This window comes from Nocardia transvalensis NBRC 15921 (assembly GCF_000308875.1).
Lineage (GTDB): Bacteria > Actinomycetota > Actinomycetes > Mycobacteriales > Mycobacteriaceae > Nocardia > Nocardia transvalensis.
The window spans coordinates 54,583-67,490 of record NZ_BAGL01000006.1 but is presented as its reverse complement, the minus strand read 5'-3'; the positions used below and the strand labels follow the sequence as shown (position 1 = coordinate 67,490).

At 67.8% G+C, this 12,908-nt stretch carries 10 protein-coding genes; 3 read left to right on the top strand and 7 right to left on the bottom strand.

Annotated elements, in window-relative coordinates; translation table 11 throughout:
• The first annotated feature begins 721 nt into the window (after positions 1-721).
• Positions 722-934 carry a hypothetical protein gene (locus ON41_RS03705; protein ID WP_040745101.1) on the top strand — a complete coding sequence of 71 codons (213 nt, stop codon included), beginning with the start codon at positions 722-724 and terminating at the stop codon, positions 932-934.
• Between the two features lie 80 nt (positions 935-1,014).
• On the opposite strand, the gene ON41_RS41315 is transcribed toward ON41_RS03705, so the two are convergent.
• The 7 genes from ON41_RS41315 to ON41_RS03670 form a co-directional block, all read right to left on the bottom strand.
• Entirely contained in the window at positions 1,015-1,884 is an 870-nt protein-coding gene (locus ON41_RS41315) for a hypothetical protein (protein ID WP_157185341.1), read from the bottom strand.
• 237 nt (positions 1,885-2,121) lie between these two features.
• The gene (locus ON41_RS03695; RefSeq protein ID WP_040745096.1) at positions 2,122-3,300 is read right to left on the bottom strand and encodes a lipid-transfer protein; all 1,179 of its coding nucleotides are present in this window, start codon (positions 3,298-3,300) and stop codon (positions 2,122-2,124) included.
• Entirely contained in the window at positions 3,297-3,713 is a 417-nt protein-coding gene (locus tag ON41_RS03690) for a MaoC family dehydratase (protein ID WP_040745095.1), read from the bottom strand. The genes ON41_RS03695 and ON41_RS03690 overlap by 4 nt, the downstream gene beginning before the upstream one ends.
• Complete coding sequence (locus ON41_RS03685; protein WP_051160930.1) at positions 3,710-4,654, bottom strand: bifunctional MaoC family dehydratase N-terminal/OB-fold nucleic acid binding domain-containing protein; 945 nt, start codon at positions 4,652-4,654, stop codon at positions 3,710-3,712. The genes ON41_RS03690 and ON41_RS03685 overlap by 4 nt, the downstream gene beginning before the upstream one ends.
• A 9-nt stretch (positions 4,655-4,663) precedes the next feature.
• Complete coding sequence (locus ON41_RS03680) at positions 4,664-5,833, bottom strand: acyl-CoA dehydrogenase family protein (RefSeq protein ID WP_040745093.1); 1,170 nt, start codon at positions 5,831-5,833, stop codon at positions 4,664-4,666.
• Positions 5,818-6,882: an acyl-CoA dehydrogenase family protein gene (locus ON41_RS03675; protein WP_040745091.1), complete on the bottom strand. Its 1,065-nt coding sequence runs from the start codon at positions 6,880-6,882 to the stop codon at positions 5,818-5,820. The genes ON41_RS03680 and ON41_RS03675 overlap by 16 nt, the downstream gene beginning before the upstream one ends.
• A 27-nt stretch (positions 6,883-6,909) precedes the next feature.
• On the bottom strand, positions 6,910-9,195 hold the full coding sequence (locus ON41_RS03670) for an acyl-CoA dehydrogenase family protein (RefSeq protein WP_040745088.1): 2,286 nt from the start codon (positions 9,193-9,195) through the stop codon (positions 6,910-6,912).
• A 144-nt stretch (positions 9,196-9,339) separates the two neighbouring features.
• On the opposite strand from ON41_RS03670, the gene kstR reads away from it, so the two are divergent.
• Both kstR and otsB read left to right on the top strand, forming a co-directional pair.
• Positions 9,340-10,002, top strand: coding sequence for a cholesterol catabolism transcriptional regulator KstR (kstR, locus tag ON41_RS03665; protein ID WP_051160929.1), 663 nt, complete (start codon positions 9,340-9,342; stop codon positions 10,000-10,002).
• A 180-nt stretch (positions 10,003-10,182) separates the two neighbouring features.
• Positions 10,183-12,756 (top strand): trehalose-phosphatase, encoded by a 2,574-nt coding sequence (gene otsB / locus ON41_RS03660; RefSeq protein WP_040745085.1) that lies wholly within the window; start codon positions 10,183-10,185, stop codon positions 12,754-12,756.
• The last annotated feature ends 152 nt before the right edge of the window (positions 12,757-12,908 follow it).

Genomic DNA, 12,908 nt, shown 5'->3' with positions numbered 1-12,908 from the left:
CTCTCGTGGTGAGCTGAGTCACAGAGTTCGAACGACAGCGCGGCTCCGAGTCCCGGGTTAACCCAAACTGCCGGAACTACAACAACTTCAGCTCCGAACATAGCGACGCAACACCCCGCTCTGGAGCCACCCCGACAGACCTTCTGATCACCGCAGGCGTTGACTCGCACGCCCAGCAAACCAACACATCGACGAACCAGGGGGAACCGTGACAGACCCGATCCTCGTACCACCGACCATTTACCTGCCCGCACCGGACACCGACCTGCCCACCGACGCACCACCGACACCGATGACCTTCCAACAGGTGCTCGATGGGCTCGACAGGCTCATTCCCCCATCGACCCACGCGGATGACGACTGCGGGGGGTGAGTGACGTTGGGCGCGTGGCACATTGCCCACTGCATCCTCTCCGTCGTCGGCGGCGGAGCCTTCGCGGTCACCGGCCTGGCGTGCATTTGGCCGACCAACCAGCCGCGACACCGAACGCCGGCCCGACGTCCCACCCGCGGCCACTGCGACTTACGCCCGATCCGATGGCCCGCAGCCTGGACATGCGAAACACCCACACAACCGTTGACGATCGCAGAAGCCCAGCGCGCCATGCAGTTACACCGAGAGCACGACTGCGCCCGCAAACACGCCGCGTTTCACCTGTTGGTCGAAACCGGCCGCATCCATCCCGATTCCACACGCCGACAACCATTTTGGAGAGAACCCATGGACCAGACAGAAGAACAACCACACGCGAATCCCGCAAACCCCGAAACCACAAGCGTCCGCGAACTCACCCAGCAAGCCACCCGCGCCGGATATCACCTGGTCCGCAACTCGACACCCCCATACAACTGGAAATTGCTCGACGCCGAAAACGGCGACCCCCTCTTCTCCGCCCTCCACCTCGACCAGATCCGCCACTGGCTCAACACATGACCTCTCGCGACTTCCGCCAGTTTGCGGCCGACCAGCCGGGCACGGCGAATCTTACGAGAGGCCTGCGATCACAGCTTTGATCAGTCCTGCAGATCGCCGCGCTGTATACGCTCGATGACAGCGCCGGAGGTCAGTTCGTACCGGGCTTGCGGTCGATCCCAATAGAATCTAACGAGGTGCAGCATCAATGCTGGATCGACACCCAGAACCCAGGAATGAATGTCCATGTTCTGCTCGTAGTATCCACGCTGCATTCGATCGAGCAGGTGTCTTCCGACCTCCACTTGGATACGCACGCCGGGTTTCGGGGCTATTCGGATCGCATGCGAATTGCTGATCACGCGCGGGAGAATGTTGCCGATGCCGTCCCACGGAATAAATCTGGTCGCAGTTCCCAATGACAGTGAAACACCCTCCACCGCCAGCACGACCACTCCTCGCCGGTTCTTACCGGACAAAACATATCGGAACATGAACGTGGCCATCGCGACCGACACGATCACGATAGCCACCCCTCCGGCACCGATGGCGATGCGTATCGAATCGCTGCGCCCAGACATATCCCGAAGAAAGAGAAGACCGTGTACCAAAAAGAATACTACTGAAGCACCGAGCCACGTCACGACGAGCGGCTTCCATGTGGACAGGAAATAGATACGAAGACCGCTACCGTCCAACACGACAGCTCTAGGAAGTTTTCTGCGTCGAACACGAAGATGAGGTGCAAAGCCAGCCACTAAACTCAATGCTGCCAGTCCACCGGCGATCCCGTATATACCTCCGAGTGTATTACCAGCCGAGGCCGATGCGATGGAGTACGGGATCACGACGGTCGCAGCGATGCCGAAAACTATCGCGCCGGAAACAAGCTTTACCGCAGGGCGTTCCGGACCCCACTCGCCAGGCCACGCAAGTAGTGGCGACTCGACTCGAGTATCGTTCCCCAGCACGGAATTCCCCCTACACCGGACTTCGCCCTATTCGAATGGCTGCTCAGCATTCAGAACGATGCCCGATCGTCCTACACATAACGCCTGTTCCGCAAGCTCGAGCAAGGTTTGCGGCTACCGAGCAAGCCAGAGGGCGAGCCGACCGTTACTCGTGCACCCCGTCCCGATTCCCGCACCCTCTGCAGGGGGTTGAAGAGGGTGCGGGAACACGCAAGGGGTGCGAGAAGGCTTGCCGTGTCAGGCGGCGGTGAGTACCAGGCCGGAGGTGGGGACGCCGGTGCCTGCGGTGACGGCGATGTTTTGGAGGCCCTCCACTTGGTTTACCGAGGTGCCTCGGATTTGGCGGACGCCCTCGGCTATGCCGTTCATGCCGTGGATGTAGGCCTCGCCGAGTTGGCCGCCGTGGGTGTTGAGGGGGAGGCGGCCGCCGAGTTCTATGGCGCCGTCGGCGATGAAGTCCTTGGCCTCGCCTCGGGCGCAGAAGCCCAGCTCTTCCAGTTGCATCAGGACGAAGGGGGTGAAGTGGTCGTAGAGGATGGCTGCCTGCATGTCCTGTGGGCGCAGGCCGCTCTGGGACCACAGCTGGTCGCCTACCAGGCCCATTTCGGGGAGGCCCGTCATGGCGTCGCGGTAGTAGCTGGTCATGACGTACTGGTCGGCGCCGGAACCCTGTGCGGCGGCGGCGATTACGGCCGAGGGCTGCGGCAGGTCGCGGGCCCGCTCGGCGCTGGTGACGACGATCGCGACGCCGCCGTCGGTCTCCTGGCAGCAGTCCAGCAGGTGCAGGGGTTCGGCGATCCAGCGCGAGTTCTGGTGCTCCTCCAGCGTGATCGGCTTGCCGTAGAAGTGCGCCGCCGGATTCACCGCCGCGTGCTTGCGGTCGGCGACCGCGATCCGGCCGAAATCGGCGCTGGTCGCGCCGTAGACGTGCATGTACCGGCGGGCGACCATGGCCACCTGCGCGGCCGGCGTGCCCAGGCCCTGCGGATACGCCCACGCCGCGTCGACGCCCGAAGACGTTGCCGCCGTGGCCAAGTGGGTCGCGAACTGCCCGAACCGGTGTCCCGAACGCTCGTTGAACGCGCGGTAGGCGACCACCACATCGGCGACGCCGGTCGCGACGGCCATCGCCGCCTGCTGCACGGTTGCGCAGGCCGCGCCGCCGCCGAACGGGATGTTGCTGAAGAACTTCAGGCTCGGGATACCCGCCGCCCGAGCCACCGCGGCCTGGGTGTTGGTATCCATCGTGAAGGTCGTCAGGCCGTCGACGTCCGCAGGCTTCAGCCCGGCGTCGTGCAGCGCCGCGGTGACGGCCTCGGCCGCCAGGCGCAGCTCGCTGCGGCCGGAGTCCTTGGAGAAGTCGGTGGCACCGATGCCGACGATCGCGGCCTTACCGCTCAGTTCCGAACTACTCACACAGACTCCTGAAGTGCGATAACGGCTTTCGCCGTGATGTGGTCGCCCAGGCTGTCCCGCCCGACCACGTCGATGTGGATCTCGTCGCCCTCGACCGCCGACACGGTCCCGGTCAGGGTGAGCGTGTCCCCGGCGTACAGCGGCACGCCCAGCCGCAGCGCCAGGGATTTCACGCGGGCGCGCGGTCCGGCCCAGTCGGTCACGAACCGCTGCACCAGACCGGTGTCGGTGAGGATGTTGACGAAGATGTCCTTGGAGCCGCGCTCCACGGCCTTGTCCCGGTCGTGGTGCACATCCTGGAAGTCCCGGGTGGCCAGCGCGGTGCTGACCACGAAGGTGGGATCGGCGTGGATGGTCAACTCGGGCAACGTCGTACCCACCTGCACGGCACCGGGTTCCAGAGTGGCGGTCATGCGCTCACCTTCCAATACGGCACGGTGTTGTCCTCGTCGAGCTGTTCGAAGGCCACCTCGACCGGCTGCCCGACCTCGACCGCGTCGGGCGCGACCCCGCGCAGCTCGCCGAGCATCCGCACGCCCTCCTCGAGTTCGACCAGCGCCACGACGTAGGGCAGCGCACGGCCGGGCACCTTCGGCGCGTGGTGCACGACGTAGCTGAACACCGTGCCCTTCCCGGCGGAGACGACGTAGTCGGCGGGCGCGTCCTTGTCCGCCCACAGCGCGGGCACCGGCGGGTGCTGCAACGTGCCGTCGGGCCGCCGCTGGATCCGAAGCTCGCCGAGTTTCGTGCCCTCCCAGAAGAATTCGGTATCGTTCGACACCGTCGGCCGCGCCCGCTTGCTCGGATCATCCTGCGGCTGAGCCGGTTTCGCGGTCCCGGGCGCGAATTTCAGCATCCGGAAGGCCATCTCGGTGACGGCCTCGTCGCCAACGTACCAGGTGAGGATGTAGGTCGCGAACCAGCCCTCCCCGAGCGCGGTCCGCTTGGGCCCCACCAGATCCCGCAGCCGCGTGCGGGCCTGCGGGCGCTCACCGACCTGAAGGTACCGGTGGTAGGTCTGCTCGCAGTTGGTCGCGACGACGGAGGTGTAGCCCGCGGCGTCGAGCAGATCGTTTACGGCGTTCATCGGATCGTCGGCCGGGCGCGACCCGCGCAGGCCGGGCATCGTCCACACCTGCGCCATGGCGGGCGGGGCCACGATGCCGGGGTGACCGGCGTCGCGGGCGGCCTGCTCGTCGACGTAGATCGGGTTGTCGTCGCCGATCGCCTCGATCCAGTTGTTGATCATGGGCTGGTTGACCGGGTCGCGGGCCACGCGGGGCGCGCACTCCCCCGCCTGCATGATCCGCTCCCCAGCGGCGGTGATCTGTTCCGCTGTCGTGGTTTCCGGCACTGGAAACTCCTATCTCGGTACGCGCGGCAGCTTCAGCCCGGCGGTGGCGACGAGTTCACGCATGATCTCGTTGACGCCGCCGCCGAAGGTCACCACCAAGTTCTGCTTGGTGCGACGGTCCAGCCAGGTCAGCAGGTCGGCGGTCGCGGGATCACCCGGATCGCCGAAGCGTCCGACGATCTCCTCGGCCAGCCGGCCGGCCTCCTGCAACGCCTCGGTCGAGAAGATCTTGGTCGCAGAGGCGTCGGCGATCACTCCGGCCGGATCGTCCGCGGCATGATCGGCATTCGCGGCCACCTGCCAGTTCAACAACTCGTTGAGCCGGACCATGGCGTGCATGCGGCCGAGCGACCGCCGCACATCCGGTTCCCCGAGCACGCCCTGGCGCTGCGACCAGTCCCGCGCCCGGTCGTAGAGCTGCTCGATCTTGCCGGACGGGCCCAGGCTGATCCGCTCGTGGTTGAGCTGGGTGGTGATCAGCTTCCAGCCGCGGTCCACCTCGCCGACGAGCATCTCCGCCGGCACCCGCACGTTGTCGAAGTACGTGGCGTTGGTGTGGTGCGCGCCGTCGCAGGTGATGATGGGCGTCCAGGAGTAGCCCGGATCCTTGGTGTCCACGATGAGGATCGTGATCCCCCGGTGGCGCGATTCGACCGAGCCGGTGCGGCAGGCCAGCCACACGTAGTCGGCCTCGTGCGCGCCGGTGGTGAAGATCTTCTGGCCGTTGACGATCCAATCGCCGTTCTCGTCGCGCACCGCGCTGGTCCGCAGGGCGGCCAGGTCCGTGCCGGCCTCCGGTTCGGAGTAGCCGATGGAGAAGTGCACGTCACCGGCGAGGATGGCGGGCAGGAACTTCTTCTTCTGTTCCTCGGTGCCGAACTGCTGCAGGGTCGGGCCGACGGTCATCAGCGTGACCAGCGGCAGCGGGACGTCGGCACGCGCCGCCTCGTTGTAGAAGATCTGCTGTTCCACCGGGCCGAAGCCCTGGCCGCCGTACTCCTTCGGCCAGCCCACCCCGAGGCGGCCGTCGCGGCCCATGCGCCGCACCACCGCGCGGTAGGCGTCGCCGTGCCGGTTCGCCAGCATCTCGGCCTCCTCTTCGGGAGTCACGAGATCGGCGAAGTACGAACGCAATTCGTCGCGCAGCCGGCGCTGCTCGGCCGTTAGGTCGATGAACATCTGGCTCCCAAACGATCCAGCCGGAACGACGCGCCGCCGAGCCAGCGGGCGATGTCCTTGGCCTGTGAGTAGTAGCGATGCAGCGGATGGGTCATATCCACCCCGATGCCGCCGTGCAGGTGATGGCACTTCTGCATGGCCGCGGGCAGATCCGAGGCGACGCAGTAGGCCAAGACATCGAGGTCGTCGTCTGTCCGTTCGCGGTGCTCGGGGCTCGAATCCTCTTGTGCCAGCGCCCAGTTCGCCGACGCCGCAGCTGCGTGCAGGGTGCGCGACACCACGTAGACGTCGCCGATCTGCTGGGCGACCGCCTGGAATTCGGCCAGCGGGCGCCCGAACTGGTGCCGGGTCCGCACGTGTTCGGCGGTCAGCGTCAGCACGCCTTTCAGCAGTCCGTCCGCGACCGCGCCGATGGTGGCCAGCGCCAGCCGGTGCAGGTCGCCGAGGTCGCCGGGCAGGAGCTGCTCGGCGGGGATCTCGGCCTCGTCGAACTGCACCGAGAATTCCGGTGCGCCGGTGGACGCCGGGCTCTCCCGGAACGTGACACCGGCGGTACCGGATTCGACCACGGCGATACCTGAGTCGGTCGGCACCAGCATCCACCGGGCCGTATCGGCGTACGGCACCGCCGCCTTGGTCCCGCTGATCCGCACCACGCCGCCGTCGGTCACGGCGACCGTGTGCGGCTTGGTCACGAACGGCGCGCCCGGCTCGTGCAGGGCCGCGGTCAGCACCGCGCCCTCGGCGACGGCCGGAAAGATCTTCTCCGCCAGCGCCTCCGGGGCCCGGTCGATCAGCGGCAGCACCCCGAGCCCGAGCGTGGCCAGGGCCGGCACCTGGACGGCGTCGGTGGCCAGTTCGGTCAGCATGGCCGAGACCTCCAGCAGTCCCATGCCGTCCCCGCCGTAGCGCTCGGGCAGCGCGACCAGTAGCAGGCCACTGTCGACGAGCCTCGGCCACAATGCGATATCGCGTGCGCTGTCGCGTTCCAGCAAACTTACGACAACCTCGGCGACAGCGTCCTGGCTCTCGTCCCTGTTGAAGTCCAATTCAATGCTCCCGTATCAGGTGTGGAGTCAGCCGTGCGATTCGCGCGGGAGCCCGAGAATCCGTTCGCCGGCCACGGTCAACAGAATCTGCTCGGTGCCCCCCGCGATCGATAAACAGCGCGTCAACAGGAATTGTTTCACCACTTCCGATTCCTGAGCGCCCGCGACACCGGAAAGTTCGACGGCGAATTCGGCGACCGCCTGACGATGCCGGACACCGACCAGTTTGCGGACGCTGCTCTGCGGTCCGGGATCGACGCCCGCGAGTATTCGCTGCGCCGCCCGGGTTTCCAGCAATAGACCAGCGACCGATTGGGAAACGAGATCGCCGAGGCGATCGGCGATCAATTCGGCGCCCGGTCCGGTGCGCGGAGCCGTCTCGATGAGCGCCTCCAATTCCTTGCCGATTCCGCTGCCGCCCATGGCGACCCGCTCCGAGGAGAGTGTGGAACGGGCGATCTTCCAGCCCGCGCCCAACTCACCGACCAGGCAGTCGTCGGGGACGAAAACCTCGTCGAGGAATACCTCGGAGAATTCGGCTTCCCCGGTGATCTGGACCAGCGGCCGGATATCGATACCGGGGCTGCTCATATCGACCAGGAAGTAACTGATCCCGCGATGCTTCGACACGCTCCCGTCGGTGCGGGCCAGGCAGATCGCCCAGTTCGCGTCGTTCGCCTTGGACGTCCAGACCTTCTGCCCGTTCAGGGTCCAGCCGCCCTCGGCCCGGGTCGCGGTGGTGCGCAGCGCCGCCAGATCCGAGCCGGCCTCCGGCTCGCTGAACAGCTGGCACCAGATGACGTCGCCGCGCAGCGTGGGGTGCACGAAACGCTCGATCTGCTCGGGTGTGCCGTGCTGCAGCAGCGTCGGGACGGCCCAGTTGCCGATCTGGATGTCCGGCACCGTGATTCCCGCGGCCCGCACCTGCTCGTCGATCAGCGAGCGCAGGATCGGGCCCGCGCCGCGCCCGTACGGCCGGGGCCAGTGCGGCGCGAACAGGCCGGTGTCCACCAGGGCCCCGCGCTGCTCCTCGACCGGGAGCGCGCCGATGCGGGCCAGCTCCGCGCCGAGTTCGGCGGCCTCCGCCGCGTCCAGTCCCAGTGCGTCCCAGGCCTCGCTGTCGGTCGCGGCGTCGTCGCCGAAGCCGAGATCCAGGCCCACGGTGCGCCGGGCGCCCGCCCGGACCAGCTCGGTCACGCGGGATCGCCACGCCGCGCCGCCGCCCAGCAGCTGGCGCAGCGCCACCGCCCGGCGCAGGTACAGGTGGGCGTCGTGCTCCCAGGTGAAGCCGATCCCGCCGAGCACCTGGATGCAGTCCTTGGCGGTCTCCACCGCCGCGTCCAGGGCGATCGACATGGCGATGGCTGCCGCCAGCGGTAATTCGTCACTGCGGTTGTCGACGGCCGTCGCGGCGTCGGCGGCGACCGCGCGGATCAGCTCCGTGCGGCACAGCATCCACGCGCACAGGTGCTTGACCGCCTGGAATTCGCCGATCCGGCGGCCGAACTGCTCACGCACCTTGGCGTAGTCGGTGGCCGTCTCCAGGCACCAGCCGGCGATTCCGGCCAGCTCCGCGGCCACCAGGGCGGCGGTCAGATCCCCTACCGCGTACGGGGATTCGAAGATGTGGTCGGCAGGGACGCGGACGCCTTCGCAGACGACGCGGGCCAGGGGGGTGCTGGCGTCGAGGGGAGGTAGTTCCTCGATTCGCAGGCCCTGGGTGTTCGGGTCTACGAGGGCCCACTTGTGTTCCCGGCCAAAAGCGTGCCGGGAAAACGAGGGGGCGGTCGCCGAGGCTTCGGTAGGCGACGTGGAGGTTGCCGAAGTTTCGGCCGACGAGGGGTCGCCGTCCTTGGTTCCGGCGTGCTTTTGGCCGGAACCCACCGGCACCAGCACGGCAGTTCCCTCCGCGGCACCCAGAACGGTTTCCCAGACACCCGTCAGTTCGATCTCGCCGGAGCCGTTGTCCGGCACCGCAAGCGCGTCGCCCAGTGCGACGCCGCACGGCGTATCCTCGTCCAGAGCCCCGCCGGTAACGAGGCCGGCGAGCACGGTCGTCAGGACCGGGCCGCCCACCAGGTCGTGCGCCGCCTGTTCGATCAGTACGGCCAGGTCGCCGACGGACCCACCGGCACCCCCGGCGGCCTCGTCGACCGCGACGCGGAAGATGCCCAGACCCACCAGGCTCGGCCAGAAATCGCGCCAATAACCAGGTGCCCCGCTGCGCATTGTTGCAATCGGACGGACCGTCGAAGCCCATCCGCGCATCGACTCCTGAACGGCTTTATGCTCGTCAGTGGTGGCGATGGTCACACTCCATACCGCCTTTCCGGCGTGACTCCCACACCTAGAACATGTTCTAATATCCACGTCGGGCGGAAGTCAAGGCACCGTCCGTCACCGCAGCCCACGGCACAGGCGCAGCACAACGACGTTCGCAGGAAAGGACATTCACCAATGGCCAGTCCCTCCCGAGAGGAGTCGACCGACTCGGGGGCGCGCAACGGAAGTCGCCCGCGTGCCACCCCGGTGAGCACGCTCAGCGAGGACGAGCTCAGCTCGGCCGCCCAGCGCGAACGCCGCAAACGGATCCTCGACGCCACCCTCGCGCTGGCCTCCAAGGGCGGCTACGACGCGGTGCAGATGCGTGCGGTCGCCGAACGGGCCGATGTCGCGGTGGGCACGCTGTACCGGTACTTCCCGTCCAAGGTCCACCTGCTGGTCTCGGCCCTGGCGCGGGAATTCGAGCAGTTCGACAGCAAGCGCAAACCGCTGGCCGGGCAGAGCCCTCGCGAGCGCATGCATCTGCTGCTCACCCAGGTCACCCGGGCCATGCAGCGCGATCCGCTGCTCACCGAGGCCATGACGCGCGCGTTCATGTTCGCCGACGCCTCCGCGGCCGCCGAGGTCGATCGGGTCGGTCGCGTGATGGACAAGTTCTTCGCCCGGGCCATGAACGACGGCGAGGCGACGGATCGCGATCTGGCCATCGCGCGGGTGATAAGCGATGTCTGGCTGTCGAACCTCGTCGCCTGGCTCACCCGCCGTGCCTCCGCGACGGACGTCACAGAACGCCTCGAACTGACCGTCGACCTGCTGTTGGGCGCCGAGTCGGCGTAGGTTTGCCGGGTGTTCCGCGTGGCAAACCAGCAAACCTAAGACAGGAGAACGCACAATCAGGGATGCGCGCGGCGAGGTGAACGTAAACGTCCTGTATCACTGCGCGAACCGGCGGGCAAACCCTACCCAGTAGAGTTTCCCGCGCCCTGAAATTTCTCCTCCGATCTATAGGTTGGATGCGTGAGCGCACAGGATCTGCCACAGGAACTTCGCCGTGCGTTGTCGGCAGTAGCCCGCATGCCGCGGCTGCTCGTCGCTTCGGACTACGACGGGACCATCGCACCCATCGTCTCCGACCCGACGAAGGCGTATCCCCATCGGGAGTCGGTGAGCGCGCTGCGCGCCCTCGCCGGCTTGACGGCCACCACGGCGGCCGTCATCTCCGGGCGGGCGCTGCGAGATCTCGCGGCGCTGTCCCGGCTCCCGGTCGAGGTACAGCTGATCGGAAGCCATGGCTCGGAATTCGACGTCGGCTTCGTCCATGCCATCGACAACGACGCCAAGCAATTACTGACCGAGGTCCAGCACGCGCTGGAGCGCATCGCCACCGACCATCCGGGCGCGGCCGTGGAGATCAAACCGGCCAGCGTGGCCCTGCACGTCCGCAACGCCGCCCCCGAGGTAGGCCGCCGCGCGTTGCAGCAGGCCCGGCAGGGCCCGGCGAGCTGGGTCGGCGTGCAGGTGACCGAGGGCAAGGCCGTCGTCGAGCTGGCCGTCATCCAGACCGACAAGGGCAAGGCCCTCGACATCATCCGCCATCAGGAGGGCGCCTCGGCGGCGGTCTTCTTCGGTGACGACGTCACCGACGAGAAGGCGTTCGCGCGGCTGTCCGGCCCGGACGTCGGCATCAAGGTCGGCGAGGGCACCAGCCTCGCCGGATATCGCGTGGCCAGCACCGAGGAGGTGGCCAAGGCCCTGGCGTTCCTGCTCGAAGAGCGGCGCACCTGGCTGGCCGGTGCCTCGGCCCCCCGAATCGAGCGGCTGACCATGCTGGCCGGCCCCCGCTCCAAGGCACTCGTCACCCCGGACGGCACCGTCACCTGGCTCTGCCATCCGGAACCGGATTCGGCGGCCGTCTTCGCCCACCTGCTCGGCGGGCCGCAGGCCGGGCACTTCACCATCACACCGGAACGCCCCGGGCTGCCGCTGTCGCAGCGCTACGTCGACGGCACCATGACCGTCGAAACCCGCTGGGCCAGTTTGCAGGTCGTCGACTACCTGCCGCACGACGTCCCGCCGGAGCGCACCGATCTGACCCGGGTCATCACCGGTGACGCGCGCGCGGTGGTCACCTTCGCGCCGCGGCCGGAATTCGGCCAGGTGCCGGTCAACCTCGAACGCGATACCGCCGGACTGCGGGTGCACGGCACCAACGATCCGATCGTGCTGCGCTCGCCGGGCGTGGAGTGGGAGATCGTCGAGGAGGGCATTCACCAGACCGCTCGCGCGGTCGTCGATCCCTCGAACGGGCCGGTGATCCTCGAGATGCGCTGCGGCACATCCGATCTCGCCCCCGCCATGGTCAGCGAGCCGGAGCGCCGCCGCGAGGCCGAGCACTACTGGCGGGACTGGGCGTCGGAGCTGGCGCTGCCGCCGCTGAAGCCCGACCTGATGAAGCGGTCGGCGCTCACGCTGCGCGGGCTGGTGCACGCGCCGTCGGGGTCCATCATGGCCGCCGCCACCACCTCGCTGCCCGAGGACATCGGCGGCGTCCGCAACTGGGATTACCGCTACTGCTGGCTGCGCGATGCCTCGATGACCGCGCACGCGCTGGTCACGCTGGGCTCGGTCACCGAGGCCGAGGACTTCCTCGAATGGGTGCACCGGGTGCTGGGGACCCTGGCCGGACCGGAGCGCCTGCATCCGCTGTACACCCTGTACGGGGAGACCCTGCCGCCGGAGGCCGTCCTCGACGCGCTTCCCGGCTACGCGGGGTCGCGGCCCGTGCGCGTCGGCAACGCCGCCAATATGCAGGTTCAGCTGGACGTCTTCGGGCCGATCGTGGATCTCATCGCGGGGCTCGCCGAGGCCCGCGAGCTCAAGGGCATCACCGATCCCAGCAAGGCGCTGCCGGATCGCGACTGGGATCTGGTGACGGCCATGGTGTCCGCGGTGCAGCGGCGCTGGCGCGAGCCCGACCACGGCATCTGGGAGATCCGCGGCAATCCGCGTCATCACGTGTACTCGAAGGTGATGGGCTGGCTGACCGTCGACCGCGCGCTGCGGCTGGCGGAGAGGTTCCACCGCGGCGTCGATCCGGCCTGGCTGGAGTTGCGCGAGACCATCGCCGACGAGGTCAAAACCAAGGGCTGGAACGACGAGGTGCAGTCCTACACCGCGGCCTACGACGGCACCGACCTGGACGCGGCGACGCTGTACATCGGCCTGAGCGGGCTGATCGAGCCGTCGGATCCGCGGTTCGCCGCGACCGTCGTGGCCACGGAGGCCGAGCTGCGCAGCGGGTCCACGGTGTACCGCTACCACCACGACGACGGGCTGCCCGGCGGCGAGGGCGGCTTCCACCTCTGCGCCGCCTGGCTGGTGGAGGCGTACCTGCTGATCGGCAAGCGCGCCGACGCCGAGGCGCTGTTCGCGCAGCTGGTGGACGTGGCCGGGCCGACCGGGCTGCTGAGCGAGGAGTACGACCCCGTCGCGGAGCGGTCGCTGGGCAACCATCCCCAGGCCTACAGCCACCTCGGTTTGCTGCGCTGCGCGCAGTTGCTGAGCCAGCCGGTGGCCGCGCTGGCGCAGTGAGGCAGCGGTAGTTCATCAATCGAGCAGCGGAACGGCCCATCCCGTGTGGGGTGGGCCGTTCTCGCACTTCCGACGCCATTCCCCACCCCTCCCTCGTTTTCCGGCACGCTTTTGGCCGGAATCTCACCTACGGATTCCGGCCAAAAGCGTGC

Excerpts from the sequence above, each read along its gene's own strand:
- ON41_RS03705 (WP_040745101.1), top strand. The coding sequence starts at position 722 with ATGGACCAGACAGAAGAACAACCACACGCGAATCCCGCAAACCCCGAA.
- kstR (WP_051160929.1), top strand. The coding sequence starts at position 9,340 with ATGGCCAGTCCCTCCCGAGAGGAGTCGACCGACTCGGGGGCGCGCAAC.
- ON41_RS03680 (WP_040745093.1), bottom strand. The coding sequence starts at position 5,833 with ATGTTCATCGACCTAACGGCCGAGCAGCGCCGGCTGCGCGACGAATTG.
- ON41_RS03690 (WP_040745095.1), bottom strand. The coding sequence starts at position 3,713 with ATGACCGCCACTCTGGAACCCGGTGCCGTGCAGGTGGGTACGACGTTG.